The sequence below is a fragment of the uncultured Winogradskyella sp. genome (assembly GCF_947498345.1).
In the GTDB taxonomy this organism is placed as follows: Bacteria; Bacteroidota; Bacteroidia; order Flavobacteriales; family Flavobacteriaceae; genus Winogradskyella.
Map to the genome: position 1 here is coordinate 82,316 of NZ_CANMJY010000004.1, position 18,336 is coordinate 100,651.

16 protein-coding genes are annotated in these 18,336 nt (G+C 33.3%); all 16 read left to right on the forward strand.

Going from position 1 to position 18,336, the window contains the following annotated elements:
• Positions 1 to 6 precede the first annotated feature (6 nt).
• The 16 genes from lpxD to hisH all read left to right on the forward strand — a co-directional run bounded on the left by lpxD (position 7) and on the right by hisH (position 18,283).
• Positions 7 to 1,035, forward strand: a complete 1,029-nt coding sequence (lpxD, locus tag Q0912_RS06790; protein ID WP_299113355.1) for a UDP-3-O-(3-hydroxymyristoyl)glucosamine N-acyltransferase — start codon at positions 7 to 9, stop codon at positions 1,033 to 1,035.
• Positions 1,022 to 2,428 carry a bifunctional UDP-3-O-[3-hydroxymyristoyl] N-acetylglucosamine deacetylase/3-hydroxyacyl-ACP dehydratase gene (locus tag Q0912_RS06795; RefSeq protein WP_299113356.1) on the forward strand — a complete coding sequence of 469 codons (1,407 nt, stop codon included), beginning with the start codon at positions 1,022 to 1,024 and terminating at the stop codon, positions 2,426 to 2,428. Before lpxD ends, Q0912_RS06795 begins: the two co-directional genes overlap by 14 nt.
• 1 nt (position 2,429) lies before the next feature.
• Positions 2,430 to 3,215 (forward strand): acyl-ACP--UDP-N-acetylglucosamine O-acyltransferase, encoded by a 786-nt coding sequence (gene lpxA, locus Q0912_RS06800; protein WP_299113357.1) that lies wholly within the window; start codon positions 2,430 to 2,432, stop codon positions 3,213 to 3,215.
• A gap of 44 nt (positions 3,216 to 3,259) precedes the next feature.
• Positions 3,260 to 3,826 carry an elongation factor P gene (gene efp / locus Q0912_RS06805; RefSeq protein ID WP_299113359.1) on the forward strand — a complete coding sequence of 189 codons (567 nt, stop codon included), beginning with the start codon at positions 3,260 to 3,262 and terminating at the stop codon, positions 3,824 to 3,826.
• Between the two features lie 47 nt (positions 3,827 to 3,873).
• Entirely contained in the window at positions 3,874 to 4,809 is a 936-nt protein-coding gene (locus tag Q0912_RS06810) for a UDP-3-O-(3-hydroxymyristoyl)glucosamine N-acyltransferase (RefSeq protein WP_299113360.1), read from the forward strand.
• On the forward strand, positions 4,810 to 5,220 hold the full coding sequence (locus tag Q0912_RS06815) for a nuclear transport factor 2 family protein (RefSeq protein WP_299113361.1): 411 nt from the start codon (positions 4,810 to 4,812) through the stop codon (positions 5,218 to 5,220).
• Positions 5,221 to 5,298: 78 nt separating this feature from the next.
• Positions 5,299 to 6,171 carry a succinate--CoA ligase subunit alpha gene (gene sucD / locus Q0912_RS06820; RefSeq protein ID WP_299113362.1) on the forward strand — a complete coding sequence of 291 codons (873 nt, stop codon included), beginning with the start codon at positions 5,299 to 5,301 and terminating at the stop codon, positions 6,169 to 6,171.
• Positions 6,172 to 6,262: 91 nt separating this feature from the next.
• A complete protein-coding gene (locus Q0912_RS06825) occupies positions 6,263 to 9,229 on the forward strand; it encodes a M16 family metallopeptidase (protein ID WP_299113363.1) in 2,967 nt (988 codons plus the stop codon).
• A gap of 236 nt (positions 9,230 to 9,465) precedes the next feature.
• The gene (fabG, locus tag Q0912_RS06830) at positions 9,466 to 10,212 is read left to right on the forward strand and encodes a 3-oxoacyl-[acyl-carrier-protein] reductase (RefSeq protein ID WP_299113365.1); all 747 of its coding nucleotides are present in this window, start codon (positions 9,466 to 9,468) and stop codon (positions 10,210 to 10,212) included.
• Positions 10,213 to 10,266: 54 nt separating this feature from the next.
• Positions 10,267 to 12,303 carry a VWA domain-containing protein gene (locus Q0912_RS06835; protein WP_299113368.1) on the forward strand — a complete coding sequence of 679 codons (2,037 nt, stop codon included), beginning with the start codon at positions 10,267 to 10,269 and terminating at the stop codon, positions 12,301 to 12,303.
• Between the two features lie 11 nt (positions 12,304 to 12,314).
• Positions 12,315 to 13,130 carry a prohibitin family protein gene (locus Q0912_RS06840; protein WP_299113370.1) on the forward strand — a complete coding sequence of 272 codons (816 nt, stop codon included), beginning with the start codon at positions 12,315 to 12,317 and terminating at the stop codon, positions 13,128 to 13,130.
• 264 nt (positions 13,131 to 13,394) lie between these two features.
• On the forward strand, positions 13,395 to 14,252 hold the full coding sequence (hisG, locus tag Q0912_RS06845) for an ATP phosphoribosyltransferase (protein ID WP_299113372.1): 858 nt from the start codon (positions 13,395 to 13,397) through the stop codon (positions 14,250 to 14,252).
• The gene (gene hisD / locus Q0912_RS06850) at positions 14,252 to 15,538 is read left to right on the forward strand and encodes a histidinol dehydrogenase (RefSeq protein WP_299113374.1); all 1,287 of its coding nucleotides are present in this window, start codon (positions 14,252 to 14,254) and stop codon (positions 15,536 to 15,538) included. Before hisG ends, hisD begins: the two co-directional genes overlap by 1 nt.
• On the forward strand, positions 15,535 to 16,569 hold the full coding sequence (gene hisC, locus Q0912_RS06855; protein ID WP_299113377.1) for a histidinol-phosphate transaminase: 1,035 nt from the start codon (positions 15,535 to 15,537) through the stop codon (positions 16,567 to 16,569). The genes hisD and hisC overlap by 4 nt, the downstream gene beginning before the upstream one ends.
• Positions 16,569 to 17,702 (forward strand): bifunctional histidinol-phosphatase/imidazoleglycerol-phosphate dehydratase HisB, encoded by a 1,134-nt coding sequence (gene hisB / locus Q0912_RS06860; RefSeq protein WP_299113379.1) that lies wholly within the window; start codon positions 16,569 to 16,571, stop codon positions 17,700 to 17,702. Before hisC ends, hisB begins: the two co-directional genes overlap by 1 nt.
• Positions 17,702 to 18,283: an imidazole glycerol phosphate synthase subunit HisH gene (gene hisH, locus Q0912_RS06865; RefSeq protein ID WP_299113381.1), complete on the forward strand. Its 582-nt coding sequence runs from the start codon at positions 17,702 to 17,704 to the stop codon at positions 18,281 to 18,283. Before hisB ends, hisH begins: the two co-directional genes overlap by 1 nt.
• The last annotated feature ends 53 nt before the right edge of the window (positions 18,284 to 18,336 follow it).

Consider the following 18,336-nt stretch of genomic DNA (forward strand, 5'->3'; position numbering starts at 1 on the left):
AATTAATTGAAATTCACAGCACAACAAATCGCAGGTATTTTAGAAGGTACAGTAGAAGGCGACTCAAATATTGAAGTTTTTAAGCTTGCTAAAATAGAAGAAGGCACAAAGGGCTCACTTACTTTTTTAGCCAACCCAAAATATAAACCATATATATACACAACTAAAGCATCTATTACTATTGTTAACTCAGACTTTGAACCTGAGGAAGCATTAACAACGACCTTGATTAAAGTAGAAGATGCTTATGGAGCGTTTACGAAACTATTAGAGTATTATAATCAAATCAAGCTAAATAAAACTGGTATTGAGCAACCAAGTTTTGTGTCTGATTCTGCTAAAACAGGTGATGATATATACATAGGAGCCTTTACTTATGTTGGTGATAATGTAAAGATTGGAAACAATGTGAAGATTTTTCCTAACTCATACATAGGAGATAATGTAACAATTGGAGATAACAGTATTGTATTTTCTGGAGGTAAGATATATTCAGATTGTGTCATAGGTAAGAATTGTGTTATTAATTCTGGAGCTATTATTGGAGCAGATGGTTTTGGGTTTGTACCAAATGAAAAAGGGGTATATTCTAAAGTGCCACAAATTGGGAATGTTATTTTAGAAAATAACGTGGATATAGGAGCCGGAACAACTATAGATAGAGCTACATTAGGTTCTACAATTATAAGAAAAGGTGTAAAGCTTGATAACCAAATACAGATTGCACATAATGTAGAGATAGGTAAGAATACTGTTATTGCTGCTCAAACTGGTGTTGCTGGTTCTACTAAAATTGGCGAAAACTGTCAAATAGGTGGGCAAGTAGGTATAGTTGGGCATATCACCATAGGCAATAATGTAAAAATACAAGCGCAATCGGGTATAGGACGCCATGTTAAAGATAATGAGGTTTTACAGGGTTCACCAGCTTTAACCTATGGTGATTACAATAAGTCTTATGTGTACTTTAAAAATTTACCAAAGATTGTAAAAAATATTAATGAAATTGAAAAGAAAGTAAATGGCGATAGTTAAAACAGAAGTAAAACAAAAGACCATTGAAAAAGAAGTTACACTAAAAGGTGTAGGGCTTCATACAGGTGCTGATGTAACATTAGTGTTTAAGCCTGGTGCAGAAAATTCAGGGTTCCTATTTGAGCGTATAGACTTGGAAGGCAACCCTAAAATTGAAGCAGATGCAAACTATGTTACCAATACACAGCGTGGTACATGTTTGGAAAAAAATGGTGTAACCATTCAAACCTGTGAGCATGTTTTGGCTGCTTTGGTTGGTCTGGATATCGATAATGCAATAATAGAATTAAATGCTTCAGAGCCACCAATTATGGACGGTTCTTCTAAATTTTTTGTTGAAGCCTTAGAAAAAGCAGGAATTGTTGAACAAGATGCAGTAAGAGAAGAGTATATAGTAAAAGAAGTAGTTTCCTATGCAGATGAGGCATCTGGTAGTGAAATTATTTTAATGCCTTCTAATGCTTATCAAGTTACTACAATGGTAGATTTTGGCACAAAAGTACTTGGGACACAAAATGCAACCATGAATGCTGTTTCAGAATTTAAAACTGAAATTGCTGATGCTAGAACCTTTAGTTTTTTGCACGAAATTGAAATGCTTCTTGAAAATGGGTTAATAAAAGGAGGCGATTTAAATAATGCTATTGTATATGTAGATAAAGAGTTATCGCCAGGTACCATGGAAAAATTAAGGATAGCCTTTAAAAAAGATAACATCGCAGTTAAACCCAATGGTATTTTAGATAATTTAACCTTACATCATCCTAATGAGGCTGCTCGACATAAATTATTAGATGTTGTTGGAGACTTAGCCTTAATTGGTACCAGAATAAGAGGTAAGGTGATTGCAAATAAACCAGGTCATTTTGTAAACACTCAGTTTGCAAAAAAGATGTCTAAAATTATAAAAAACGAAAGACGAAATAATGTACCCAAAGTTGATTTGAATTCTCAACCTTTGATGGATGTAAATCAGATTATGAATATGCTACCGCATAGACAACCGTTTTTGCTGTTAGACAAAGTTTTTGAACTTACAGACAATTATGTAATAGGGATGAAAAATGTCACAATGAATGAAGAATTCTTTAAAGGACATTTTCCTGGGCAACCTGTTATGCCAGGTGTTTTAATCGTTGAAGCTATGGCACAAACTGGCGGTATTTTAGTGTTGAGTACAGTTCCAGATCCTGAAAATTATTTAACATTCTTTATGAAAATGGATAATGTAAAATTTAAGCAAAAAGTAGTACCTGGAGATACACTTATTTTTAAATGCTCGTTAATAACACCTATTAGAAGAGGTATATGTCATATGCAAGGTTATGCCTATGCTAATGGTAAATTATGCGCAGAAGCCGAACTTATGGCACAAATTTCAAAAGTAAAATAGAATGAACCAACCCTTAGCATATGTACATCCTGGAGCTAAAATTGCCAAGAATGTAGTTATAGAACCTTTCACTACTATTCACAATAATGTAAAAATAGGTGAAGGGACATGGATTGGAAGTAATGTTACTATTATGGAAGGTGCTCGCATCGGAAAAAATTGTAACATTTTTCCTGGAGCCGTTATTTCAGCTGTTCCCCAAGATTTAAAGTATAATGATGAAGATACCACTGTAGAAATTGGTAATAACGTTACTATTAGAGAATGTGTTACCATCAACAGAGGAACAACAGACAAAATGAAAACTGTTATTGGTGATAATTGTTTAATTATGGCGTATTGCCATATTGCCCACGACTGTTTAGTAGGTAGTAACTGTATTTTCTCTAACAACAGCACACTGGCAGGTCATATTACCGTTGGTGATTATGTGGTTTTAGCAGGTATGACTGCAGTACATCAATTTTGCTCAATAGGAAATCACGCCTTTGTAACAGGTGGTTCTTTAGTTCGTAAAGACGTACCACCTTTTGTAAAAGCAGCTCGTGAGCCATTATCTTATGTCGGAATTAACTCTGTTGGTTTAAGACGTAGAGGATTTACAACAGAAAAAATCAGGGAAATACAAGATATATTTAGAATATTATATCAAAAGAATTACAACAATACACAAGCTTCAGAAATTATTGAAGCAGAAATGCAAGCAACTCCTGAACGTGATGAGATTCTTCAGTTTATTAAGAACTCGCATCGTGGTATCATGAAAGGTTATTTTAAATCAAACTAAAATTTTATTAATTAAAAAATATCACGTCAAGGCGTGGAACTACTATGGCAAGTACATCAGATATTAGAAACGGATTATGTATAAAATATAATCATGACATCTATAAAATCATCGAATTTCTTCATGTAAAACCAGGAAAAGGACCTGCTTTTGTTAGAACCAAACTAAAAAGTGTAACCACAGGGAAAGTTATTGATAATACCTTTTCTGCTGGTCATAAGATTGATGATGTAAGAGTAGAAACACATAAATTTCAATATTTGTATAACGATGGGGAATTCTATCACTTTATGAATGAAGCCGACTATACACAAATTAGATTACTAGAATCCGCTTTAGATAGGCCTGACTTGATGAAAGAAGGCGAAATCGTTACAATTCAAATTAATTCTGAAGATAACATGCCTCTTTCAGTAGATATGCCAGCAACCGTAATATTAGAAGTTACGGCAACAGAGCCAGGCGTTAAAGGTAATACAGCAACAAACGCCACAAAACCTGCAACAGTAGAAACAGGAGCATCTGTAAATGTTCCACTTTTTATTAACGAAGGTGATAAAATCAAAGTTGAGACTGAAAAAGGTACTTACAAAGAACGTATTAAAGAATAATTATCATTTCTGCATAAGTAGAAATCTCATTATAACAAAGAGGATATTTGAAGTTTCCAAGACCACATACATTAAGAGAGATTGCCAGTTTAATTGATACTGAGTATGTCGGTGACGATGATTTCCCTGTTTTAGGTATAAACGAAATCCACGTTGTTGAGTCTGGTGATATCGTATTTGTCGATCACCCAAAGTATTATGATAAAGCTCTGGAATCTGCTGCAACTGTTGTTCTTATTAACAAAAAAGTAGATTGTCCTAAGGGAAAAGCGCTTTTGGTTTCAGATGATCCATTCAGAGATTTCAATAAGTTAACACTTCATTTCAAACCTTTTAAATCTTCAAATGTTGCTATCGCTGCCAATGCTATAATTGGTGAAGGTACCATAATTCAACCCAATTGTTTTATTGGCAATAATGTTTCTATCGGTAAAAATTGCATTATCCATGCTAATGTTAGTATTTATGATGATACTATTATAGGTGATAATGTGACTATCCACTCAGGAACTGTTTTAGGTGCAAGTGCATTCTATTATAAAAATAGACCAGAAGGTTATGATCAACTACTCTCGGGTGGACGTGTAATTGTCGAGGATAATGTTGATATAGGATCAGCCTGTACAATAGATAGAGGCGTTACAGGCGATACTACTATTGGTAAAGGGTCTAAATTAGATAACCAAATACAGATTGGGCATGACACAGTTTTAGGTAAAAAATGTTTAATAGCTTCACAAACAGGAATTGCTGGTTGTGTGGTTGTTGAAGATAATGTTACCATTTGGGGACAAGTTGGTGTAAAAAGTGGTATTACTATATCTAAAGGTACAGTGCTATTTGCGCAATCTGGTTTAGGACATACAACAGAAGAAGGGAAAACCTATTTTGGGTCACCAGCTCAAGAAGCAAGGGCCTTTTTTAAAGACAGGGCTTATGTAAAGAAAATCCCTGAAATACTTAAAAAACTAAAGGACTTATAAATGTCAGCTAAAGAAATAGTTAAAGCATTTTACGATTCTGATTTGGCCAACGATCCAGATGTGGTTTCGAAGTTTTACCATAAAGAATGTGAATTACATTGGAGCAGTAGTCAAGGCTTTATGTTTTTAGATTATGATGCTATTGTAGATTTTTTTGAAGGCACAAGAAAATCTTATACCAATCTTAGATTTGAGTTTACACATTTTATTGAAGTAGATTCTAAAGTGTTTACTAGGCACACCTTATTTGCCAATACTATTGAAAACCCTGATAATGAAGTTGTTTTAGCACATTTTTCAACTATTTGGGAAGTAAAGGATAATAAATTATATAGAGGCTATGAGATTAGCCAACAAGCTGATGAGAGTGATGCAGAAAGTATGGCATCATATGCAGAAAGAAAAATATAAAAAGAGGTCGTAATTGCATTTCAAAACTCTTATTTTTGCAGAATTAAATTTATAGAACTTAAAATATTACTATATCAAATGAGCGTTTTAGTTAATAAAAATTCAAATATTATCGTACAAGGTTTTACTGGTAGTGAAGGTACATTTCATGCTGGTCAAATGATTGAGTATGGAACCAATGTTGTTGGTGGAGTAACTCCAGGAAAAGGTGGTCAAACACACTTAGACAGACCTGTTTTCAATACAGTTTCTGAAGCTGTTGAGAAAGTAAATGCAGATACAACTATTATCTTTGTACCACCAGCATTTGCTGCTGATGCGATTATGGAAGCAGCTGATGCAGGTATAAAAGTAATTATAACTATTACGGAAGGTATTCCTGTTGCAGATATGATTAAAGCAGCAGATTATATTAAAGATAGAGATTGTCGTTTAGTAGGACCTAACTGTCCAGGTGTAATAACACCAGGTGAAGCAAAGGTTGGTATTATGCCAGGCTTTGTTTTTAAACAAGGTAAAGTCGGTATTGTTTCAAAATCTGGTACATTAACTTACGAAGCTGCTGACCAGGTTGTAAAACAAGGTTTAGGTATAACAACAGCAATTGGTATTGGTGGTGATCCGATAATTGGTACTACAACCAAAGAGGCTGTTGAATTATTAATTAATGATCCAGAGACTGAAGCAGTGGTTATGATTGGAGAAATCGGTGGGCAATTAGAAGCTGATGCTGCAAACTGGTATAAAGCGAGTGGTAGTAAAAAACCAATAGTAGGCTTTATTGCTGGAGAAACTGCTCCTGCTGGTCGTACTATGGGACATGCTGGAGCCATTGTTGGTGGTAGTGATGATACTGCACAGGCTAAAAAGAAAATAATGAAAGCGTGTGGTATTCATGTTGTAGATTCACCAGCTGAGATTGGAAAGAAAGTCGCTGAGGTAATTGGCTAAATTTCTGTTAAAATATATTTAATTAACATACGTTATACATCCATTGACTTTATTTTAGTCAATGGATTTTTTATTCACTTAATCAACTGATATGAAACTTACTAAATTTTACACACTGTTTGTTGTTGCATTAGTACTTTTTTCAGCATGTAAAGACAATGCGAAAAAGGAATATGCCATTAATTCTGAAACTGATGCTAATGGGTTTACTTACGAGACTGTTAACAATGATCCAACAGGTTTACGCCTGTATACTTTAGACAATGGATTAAAAGTTTACCTGGGCAAAAACGAAGAAGAGCCAAAAATTCAAACTTTAATTGCAGTTAGAGCTGGTTCTACTTATGATCCTGCAGACAATACAGGCTTGGCTCATTATTTAGAGCATATGGTTTTTAAAGGTACTGACGATATAGGTACAACAGATTATGAAGCTGAGAAAGAAATAATAAAAGAGATCTCAGATTTGTATGAAGCACATAAAAACGAAAAAGATCTTGAGGCTAAAAAAGCGATATACAAAAAAATAGATTCAGTATCTCTTGAAGCTTCAAAGATTGCTATAGCAAATGAGTATGATAAGATGGTAAATTCACTTGGTGCTGAAGGTACAAATGCATTTACATCAAATGAGCAAACCGTATACGTTAATAAAATACCATCAAACGAAATTGATAAGTGGTTAATGGTAGAAAGTGAGCGTTTTAGTCAATTAGTTCTTCGTTTATTTCATACAGAGATTGAAGCGGTTTATGAAGAATTTAATCGAGGTCAGGATAATGATGGACGCAAGCAGTACTATGCTACCTTACAAGGACTATACCCGACACACCCTTATGGTACGCAATCTACCATTGGTATTTCAGAGCATTTAAAGAACCCTTCAATGGAAGCTATTAACGCGTATTTCGATAAGTACTATGTACCAAACAATATGGCTGTTATTTTAGTTGGTGATCTAGACTTTGACGAAACTATTAAAAAAGTAAATGATGCGTTTGGTGGTTATGAAAAGAAAGAGCTTACACATCCCACTTTTCCAGATTTAGAGCCTATAACAGCACCTGTTAAAAAGGAAGTTTATGGGCCAACAGCTGAGTCGATTTATGTTGCATTTCGCTCTAAAGGAAAAGGGTCTGAGCAAGAAGTAATGTTAACTTTGGTAGATTATATGCTGGCTAATTCTCAAGCTGGTTTAATAGATTTGAATCTTAACCAAAAGCAGATGGTACAACAGGCTTCTTCATTCACTAATTTTAATAATGATTATGGATTTCACTTACTATATGGAAGACCTAAGGCAGATCAAACTTTAGACGATGTCAAGGACTTACTTTTAGAACAAGTTGAAAAAGTTAAAAAAGGGGAATTTGAAGATTGGCTTTTAGATGCTGTAGTCAATGATTTGCGTTTATCTCAAATACGTCAATACGAAAATGCTTCGTCTACAGCTTATGCATATTTAGGTGCTTTCATAGGATTTCAAGATTGGAAAGATAGAATTGTGATGTTAGATGAAATGAAAAAAATAACTAAAGAACAAGTTGTAAAATTTGCAAATGAATTTTATGGAAATAACTATGTAGAAGTTCATAAAATTCAAGGAGAGGATAAATCTATTGTTAAAGTTGAAAACCCTGGTATCACACCAATTGAGCTAAATAGAGATAAGGAATCAGACTTTCTTAAAACATTCAATTCTAAAGCTTCACCAGATCTAAAACCTCAATTTATAGATTATAAAACGGCTATTAAAGAAAAAGAAATGGCTAATGGAGTAAAAGTCGCTTATGTGAATAATCCTAATAATGATATTTTTAATTTAAATATCATTTTCGATATGGGTCAAGATAATGATCGAATGGTGTCATTGGCAGCGGGTTATTTAGATTACTTGGGTACAGACAAATACTCACCAGAAGAACTTAAACAAGAATTTTACAAACTAGGTATTAGTACTAACTTCTTTTCATCGAGTGACAAAACCTATGTGGGAATTTCAGGCTTAAAAGAGAACTTGGATGCTGGTTTAGCCTTGTTAGAAAACCTATGGGATAATGCGGAGGCTAATCAAGAAACTTATGATAAATATGTTGAAAGTATATTAAAAGGAAGAGAAGATAACAAGACCCAAAAGGGTAATATTTTCTGGAATGGTTTAATGAGTTATGGTCAGTATGGTGAAAATTCGAGATTACGTAATATTTATTCTGAAGCTGAATTGAAAAAAATTACGCCAGAAGATTTAGTAAACACAATTAAGCAATTACGTAATTATAAACAACGTGCATTTTACTATGGTAATGATATAGATGCTGCCATGGCCTCATTAGAAAAAAACCACGCTGTACCAGAAAACTTTTTGGATTATCCAGAAAAAACAGAATATGTCAATCTGGAAACTGGTGGTAATGTTTATTTTGTAGATTATGATATGGTGCAAAGTGAAATCATGTTACTTTCAAAAGGAGATACCTTTGATCCAAAAAAGATGGCAGCTTCTCGTTTATTTAATACCTATTTTGGAAGTGGATTATCCTCTATTGTATTTCAAGAAATAAGAGAATCTAAATCTTTAGCTTATTCGGCATTCTCTAGTTATCGCAATGCGAGTGAAGCAGGGAAACCAGATTATACAATGGCTTATGTTGGTACACAGGCCAATAAATTAGAACAGGCAGTTAATGCCATGATGGATCTTATGACAAATATGCCTGAAGCTGAAGATCAGTTCAATCAGGCAAAAGAGGCAACTTTAAAGAAAATTGCAGCACAACGTATAACGAAGTCAAATATATTTTGGACTTACGAAGGTTTGAAGAAACGTGGTATTTCTAATGATAATCGTCAGGAAATGTACAATACTATCAAAAACATGACTTTAGAAGATCTAAAAACATTCTTTAACGAAAATATTAGTGGTAAAGAATATAACGTTATGGTGATAGGTAATAAAAAAGATATGGACTTTGAAGCGCTTAGTACTCTTGGGGAGATTAAGGAGCTGGATATTGATTATTTGTTTAATTACAATCAGGAAGAAGAAGTGAAGCTCTAATCTGGGTATTTATTATATTTTAACCAGAGCTATTATAAAATCTAACCTCATAATTTATTTAACATGAATTGTGAGGTTTTTTTATTTCTTGCAACATGTAATTGGTATATTTGGTGTAGAATAACAAATGTAATTATACTATCATTTTAAGCGCAGTCAAAAACTTAATAGGGATTCTTTATAATATATTTTGTCAGCGATTAAAGGATATTAAACAAAATTAACTAACCATTATTATGAAATTATTAGAAGGAAAAACAGCAATTATAACTGGTGCTAGTCGTGGTATAGGAAAAGGTATTGCTGAAGTTTTTGCACAACATGGTGCAAATGTAGCGTTTACATATAGTTCTTCTGTCGATGCAGCTAAAGCACTTGAAGCAGACTTAAACTCTAAAGGTGTAAAAGCTGTGGGTTACCAAAGTAATGCTGCTAGCTTTGATGAAGCGCAGAAATTAGCTGAAGATGTATTAGTTGAGTTTGGTGCAATCGACATCTTGATTAATAATGCGGGTATCACTAAAGATAATCTTCTTATGCGAATGGGAGAGGAAGATTTTGATAAGGTCATTGAGGTCAACTTAAAGTCCGTTTTTAATATGACTAAAGCAGTACAGCGCACTATGCTAAAACAACGCAAAGGCTCAATTATTAATATGAGTTCAGTGGTTGGAGTTAAAGGAAATGCCGGGCAAACTAATTACGCGGCTTCTAAGGCCGGAATTATCGGGTTCTCAAAATCTGTAGCGTTAGAATTAGGATCTAGAAATATTAGAAGCAACGTCATTGCGCCAGGGTTTATAGAAACTGAAATGACAGCAAAGCTCGATGAGGAAACGGTTAAAGGCTGGAGAGCTGCGATTCCATTAAAGCGAGGAGGAACACCAGAGGATATTGCCAATGCTTGCGTATTTTTGGCAAGTGATTTAAGTGCGTATGTAACTGGGCAAACCCTAAATGTTGATGGAGGAATGCTCACTTAATTATGCGACTGTTGATTTTTTTGATTGGTAAATCAATAAATCTAAAATTGATTAATGCAAACACAAACAATTATATATATTATCATTGCTGGGTCAGCAGCGCTTTTATTAGCGCTGTTTCAGTATATATATAGGTCGAGGATAAAATCTAATCTAAGATATACACTTGCTTCACTTAGAACACTTTCAGTTTTCGGAATATTACTACTACTAATTAATCCAAAGTTTGAATCTAAAACATTCTATGACGAAAAACCCACTTTGGTTGTTGCAGTAGATAATTCTGAATCTATATCTTATTTAAAGCAAGAAGAAAATGTTAATTCAGTTTTAAATACCATTACATCTCATTCAGAATTAAATGAACGCTTTAATATAGAGCGATATAGTTTTGGTAAGTCCGTTAATAATCTGGACAGCTTAAATTTTAATGAACGTCAGTCTAATATTTCGCAAGCATTAAAGCAATTTGGTGAAGTATATGCTAATCAAACAGCGCCAATTATAATAATTAGTGATGGTAATCAAACCTATGGCGCAGATTATAGTTATGTGGCAAAATCAGTAAAACAACCCATCTATCCAGTTGTTTTAGGTGATTCTACAGTATATTCAGACTTAAGTATAAAGCAACTCAACGTCAATCGCTATGTATATTTAAAAAATAAGTTTCCTGTAGAAATTATTGCCAATTACAATGGTGCTGAAGCCATAAATACAGAACTAAAAATTTTGTCTGGTAATAATTCAGTAGTATTTAGAAAACCAATTCAATTTAATGCTTCTAAAACCTCAGAGGTTGTTTCTACTGTGTTATTAGCTAATAGTGTAGGTGTAAAGACGTATCGTGTAGAATTATCACCTTTAACTAACGAGAAGAATATAATCAATAATTCAAAAAATTTTGGTGTAGAGGTTATTGATCAAAAAACAAATATCGCGTTAGTTTCAGAACGATTGCATCCAGATCTAGGCGCCTTAAAGAAAGCGATTGAAAGCAATGAGCAAAGAAGTGTATCTATCTTAAAGCCAAAAGAATATTTAAGTAAAATAAATGATTTTCAGTTGGTTATACTTTATCAACCTAATAATAAATTTAACGAAACTCTTAATGAGATTAAGACGCAAAAACTCAATACTTTTATAATTGCAGGAGCCACAACAGATTATGAGTTTATAAATAATACACACTTAAAAATCTTATGGTCCATATCAAATCAGACAGAAGATTTTCAACCAGAATTAAATAGAAATTATAATACCTTCATTATAGATAATTTAACTTTTGAAGATTATCCACCATTAAGATCTGAATTTGGTGGTTTCAATTTTTTGGCTCCTGCTGATGTTATTCTCTACAAAACAGTAAATGGCATTAACACTGGTGATGCAATGTTGGCTACTTATGCGTTTGATAATATGAAACATGCAGTATTGGTTGGGGAAGGGATATGGAGATGGCGTGCACAAGCCTATTTAGACTCAGAGAGTTTTAACGATTTCGATAACTTTATTGGTAAATTAGTTCAGTATCTCAGTTCTAATAAAAAACGAAGTCGAATAAATATTGATTATAAATCATTTTATAATGGTAATGATGATGTTATAATATCCGCACAGTATTTCAATAAAAATTTTGAGTTTGATAGTTCTGCAGCATTAACCATTATATTAAAAAACAAGGAAGACAATAGTGTTAGGGAAGTACCACTTCTGTTAACTAATGGCAATTATAGGGTGGATCTCAGTGGTATTGCATCGGGTTCGTATAATTTCACAGTTAAGCACAATATCGAATCTATTGCTGCATCTGGTAGTTTTGATGTATTAGAATATAATGTGGAGCAACAATTCTTAAATGCAGATATTGATAAACTAAAATCTATTGCAAACACAAGTTATGGGAAAACTTTTTTTAATACCCAGTACAATGATTTAATACAGAATCTTATAGCTGATAATAGATATGCAACCATTCAGAAAAGCACTAAAAATATCGTACCTTTGATAGACTGGAAATATCTACTTGGATTAATAGTTACATGTTTATTTGCTGAGTGGTTTATTAGAAAGTATAACGGATTAATTTAAAAAAGAAACACATGGATAAATTACCAAAAATTGGACTACCAATATTAGTTGGAGTTGTTATTTTAATTATAGTGATTGCAAAATCAGCCGTAACCATTGGTTCAGGAGAGGCTGGTGTTTTGTTTAAAACTTTTGGTGAAGGTGTAGTTGTTGATGAACCACCTATGGGAGAGGGATTTCATATTGTAGCACCTTGGAACAAAGTATATGTATATGAAGTACGTCAACAAGAACTCTTCGAAAAAATGAAAGTATTATCATCTAATGGACTCGAAATTCAGATAGATGCTTCAGCATGGTATGAGCCTGTATATGAAGATTTGGGGAATTTGCACCAATCCTTAGGTCAAAATTATTTGCAACGTGTTATACAACCAGCAATTCGCTCTGCAGCCAGAAGTGTGGTTGGTCGTTATACACCAGAACAGCTCTATTCTAGTAAACGAGATGCAATACAAGATGAAATTTTTGCAGAAACCAAAAAGATTTTAGCTAAACAGTATGTGCAATTAAATGAGGTTTTGGTTAGAGACGTGACGTTGCCTAACACCATTAAAGAAGCAATTGAGCGTAAATTAAGACAAGAGCAAGAGTCTTTAGAGTATGAATTTAGATTGGTTACCGCTGCTAAAGAAGCAGAAAAAGTAATTATTGAAGCACAAGGTAAAGCAGATGCTAACCGAATTTTAAGTGCATCATTAACAGACAAAATTCTACAGGATAAAGGAATTGAAGCTACGGTAAAACTAGCAGAATCACCTAACAGTAAGGTTATAGTAATTGGCTCAGGAGATAGTGGTATGCCAATTATTTTAGGTAACCAATAATTTTTTTGTTAAATACTTGGAATTGTAATTTTATTTTTTGAAACTTTGTTAAGAACAAAACAGAACATGAATTTTATTCAATTACATCATCATCTTCATTTAATCGCTCAAGCGTGGTGAAGGTGTATTGATTAAAGTCAAGATATTTTTAAAACCGTTTGAGTAAATCAAGCGGTTTTTTATTTCTATAAAAGGAATATCCACCAAAAGATTTACTCAAACTTAAAATTAAGTTTAATTAAAACCTGTCTTCACAGGCACAAGATGAGTAAATTAAAAATTGCTGTACAAAAATCTGGTCGTCTTCACGATGATTCCATGAAAATCTTAAAAGAAATTGGAATATCAGTAGACAATGGAAAAGATCAATTAAAAGCATCCGCTAGAAATTTTCCTTTAGAAGTTTTTTATCTACGAAATAGTGATATACCACAATATCTAAGAGATGGCGTTATAGATGCCGCTATTATTGGCGAAAACGTATTGATTGAAAAAGGAAATGACTTAAAAGTTGTAGAGCGATTGGGTTTCTCTAAATGTCGTGTATCAATTGCGGTTCCTAAATCTTCTGAAGCTAAATCTTTAAAGGATTTAGAAGGCAAGCGTATAGCGACTTCTTATCCAAATACTGTAAATCAATTTTTAGAAAAAAATAATATAAATGCCAATCTTCATATTATTAATGGTTCCGTAGAGATTGCACCAAACATTGGTTTAGCAGATGGCATTTGCGATATTGTTTCTAGTGGTAGTACTTTGTATAAAAATGGATTAAAAGAGATTGAAGTACTCTTAAAATCTGAAGCTGTATTGGCTACTTCACCAAAGATTTCAAAAGAGAATCAAGAAATTATAAATAAAATTCAATTTCGTTTAAAGTCCGTATTGCGAGGACGAGAAAATAAATACGTGTTATTGAATGCGCCAAATGATAAGCTTGACAAAATTGTTGAAATTCTGCCAGGTATGAATAGCCCCACAATATTGCCATTAGCAAAAGAAAGCTGGAGTTCATTACACTCAGTAATTAATAAGAATGACTTTTGGGATGTCATTGACGAGTTAAAAGCTAATGGAGCTGAAGGAATTCTTGTTTGTCCAATCGAAAATATGGTGCTGTAATGATACTGATTGAGAATCCAAAAAGAAATGATTGGTCACGTATTCTGAAGAGACCAACCAAAACAGTAGATGATATAGAGTCTATCGTCAATACAGTATTTAATGACATAAAAGAAAATGGGGATACTGCATTAAAAGAATACACGCTAAAGTTCGATAAAGTAGAATTAAATTCTTTAGTTGTTTCAGAAACCGAAATCATTCAAGCTTCGAATTCTGTTTCTGAGGAATTAAAACAAGCCATCCGATTAGCAAAATCAAATATTGAAAAGTTTCACAAAGCTCAAAAAACAGAACGCGTTTTTCAAGAAACTATGGATGGTGTAGAATGTTGGCAAGAAAAAAGACCAATTCAAAAAGTAGGTTTATACATTCCTGGGGGAACAGCACCATTATTTTCAACAGTTTTAATGTTGGCTGTACCAGCAAATATTGCTGGTTGTAAGGAGATTGTACTGTGCTCACCACCAAACAAAGAAGGAAAAATAGCCAATGAAATTTTGTATACAGCACAGCTATGTGGTGTAACTAAAATTATTAAAGCCGGTGGAATTCAAGCAGTAGCCGGTTTAACCTTTGGTACAGATTCAATTCCGCAAGTCTATAAAATATATGGTCCAGGAAACCAATATGTTACAGTTGCCAAACAAATAGCAACTAAATATGGCGTAGCGATTGATATGCCTGCCGGACCAAGCGAATTATTAGTTATGGCTGATGAATCTGCTAATCCTGCATATGTAGCTTCAGACTTGTTAAGTCAAGCTGAGCATGGTTCTGATAGCCAAGTGATTTTGGTCACAACTTCAAAAACATTTGCAGAAGATGTAAATATAGAAGTATATACCCAACTAGAACAATTACCTCGAAAAGACATGGCTTCTGATGCTATAAACAATTCAAAATCAATTGTTGTTAAAGATTTTGAAACGGCACTAGAATTAATTGATACATACGGACCAGAACACTTTATAGTTGCTACTAAGAATGATGATTTCTTTGTTAATAATATAGGTAATGCAGGCTCAGTATTTATAGGCAATTACACACCTGAAAGTGCTGGTGACTATGCATCTGGTACTAATCACACATTACCAACTAACGGATTTTCTAAGGCTTATTCAGGTGTTAATCTCGATAGTTTTCAAAAGAGTATGACATTTCAAAAGATATCGCAAAAAGGGATTCAGAATATAGGTTCAGCAATAGAATTAATGGCAGAAGCTGAAGGTTTACAGGCACATAAAAATGCTGTGACATTGCGTTTAAAAGATTTAAAATCATGAATATAGAAAATCTTTTACGAGAAAATATCAAAGTAATTAAGGCTTATTCATCAGCAAGGGATGAATACAAGGATGCATCGTCAGATATGGTATTTATTGATGCTAATGAAAACCCTTTTCAGACGAATGTTAATCGTTATCCAGACCCGCAACAATCCAAAGTTAAACAACGTTTGGCTGATATAAAAGATGTTAAAGCAACGCAGATTTTATTAGGTAACGGAAGTGATGAAGTTTTAGATTTATTGTTTAGAGCATTCTGCGAGCCAAAACAAGATAACGTCATTACATTACCACCAACTTATGGTATGTATAAAGTATTAGCAGACTTAAATGCTATTGAAATAAAAACGGTTCTATTAGATGAGAATTTTGAACCTAAAGTTTCAGAAATTATTGAGAATCAGAATGATAATTCTAAAATCTTGTTCTTGTGCTCACCAAATAACCCAACAGCCAATAGCTTTAGTGCCAATAAAGTTGAGCAGTTATTAAATGAATTTAAAGGGATTGTTGTTATTGATGAAGCTTATATCGATTTTTCTAATCAGGAAAGTTGGATGAGTAAATTGAATGATTTCCCTAATCTCATTATAACACAAACACTTTCTAAAGCCTATGGATTAGCAGGAATAAGACTCGGTATTTGCTATGCTTCAGAGTATATTATTTCAATTCTTAATAAAATTAAACCACCTTATAATGTGAATCAGTTAACTCAGGATAAAGCTTTGGAACGATTAACACGCTTAGATGAAGTTAATAATGAAGTTGATTCTATTCTAAAAGAACGAGAAGATTTAATAACTAAGCTTTCCAAAATACCATTCGTTGAAACTGTTTATCCATCTGATGCAAATTTTGTTTTGGCTAGAGTAGATGATGCTAAAATGCGTTATTCGCAGTTAATAGATAATGGTGTAGTGGTACGAAACAGAACAACTCAGCCACTTTGTGAAAATTGTTTGCGCTTTACGATAGGAACAGAAGAAGAGAATAAAACATTAATTACGATTTTAAACCAACTATAATGAAACCAGTACTTTTTATAGATAGAGATGGTACTTTAATTAAAGAACCAGCAGATGAGCAAATAGACTCTTTTGAGAAGCTAGACTTCTATCCAAAGGTGTTTCAATACTTAAGTAAAATTGCTAAAGAATTGAATTTTGAAATTGTAATGATTACCAATCAAGATGGCTTAGGTACGGAAGTCTATCCTGAAGATACCTTTTGGCCAGTGCACAATTTTGTATTAAAAACATTTGAAAGCGAAGGTGTTGTCTTTGAAGAACAATTTATAGATAAAACATTTGCAAAGGATAATGCACCAACCAGAAAACCTAATACGGGCTTATTAACTAAATATTTCTCTGATGAATATGATTTAGAAAATTCGTTTGTAATTGGTGACAGATTAACAGATGTAGAATTGGCTAAGAATCTGGGGGCAAAAGGTATTTTTATTAATGATGACACTAATTTAGGGACAGATGAAGTCACCGTTAGTGATAATATTTTACAAGATTATATCGCTTTAGAGACTAACGATTGGGAAGCGATTTATAGATTTCTAAAAACAACTGAACGTATTGGTGCTATTGAGCGTAACACTAATGAAACAAAAATTAAGATAGACCTAAATCTAGACGGTACTGGAAAGAGTGCAATAGATACTGGTATCGCTTTTTTTGACCATATGTTAGACCAGATTGCACGTCATGGTCAAATGGACTTGAATATTAAAGTAGATGGTGATTTAGAAGTCGATGAACATCATACCATCGAAGATACGGCTATTGCCCTAGGAGAAGTTTTTGCAAAAACACTTGGTAACAAATTGGGTATTGAACGTTATGGATTTTCATTACCTATGGATGATTGTTTAGCACAAGTGGCGATTGACTTTGGTGGTCGTAACTGGTTAGTTTGGGATGCGGAATTTAATCGTGAAATGATTGGGAAGATGCCCACAGAAATGTTTTATCATTTCTTTAAATCCTTCACAGATGGTGCAAAATGTAATTTAAATATTAAAGTTGAAGGTAATAATGAACACCATAAAATTGAAGCCATATTCAAAGCTTTTGCAAAAGCTATTAAAATGGCTGTAAAGCAAGATATAGAAAAAATGATTTTGCCATCAACAAAAGGAATGCTGTAATGGATTTAAAAATAGTTAATTACGGTGCTGGTAACATTAAGAGTATTCAATTTGCTTTTAAGTGTTTGGGATATGATGCGGTATTATCTGATAATCCAGATGAGATATTTAAGGCAGATAAAGTGATTTTTCCAGGTGTAGGTGAGGCTAGTTCAGCGATGAAAATGTTAAAAGAGAGTGGGTTAGATACGCTTATTCCAAAATTGAAACAACCAGTCTTAGGAATTTGTTTAGGAATGCAATTAATGTGTAATCATACAGAAGAAGGAGATACCAAAGGCTTAGGAATTTTTAATGTTGATGTAAAGCGATTTTCAAATGCTGTAAAAGTACCTCAGATGGGATGGAATACCATTAATAATTTAAAATCCAATTTATTTAAAGACATAAGAGAAGAAGAATACATGTACCTTGTACATAGTTATTATGCTGAGAATTGTGATGAAGCCATTGCAACTTCAAATTACGACATAGAATATGCTTCAGCATTAGAGAACGATAACTTCTTTGGAGTGCAGTTTCACCCAGAAAAGAGCGGAAAGACAGGTGAGCGATTGTTACAAAATTTCCTTGACTTATAAATAAAAGTGATTTGTCACGCTGAGCTTGTTGAAGCGCCACAAACTAAAGATAA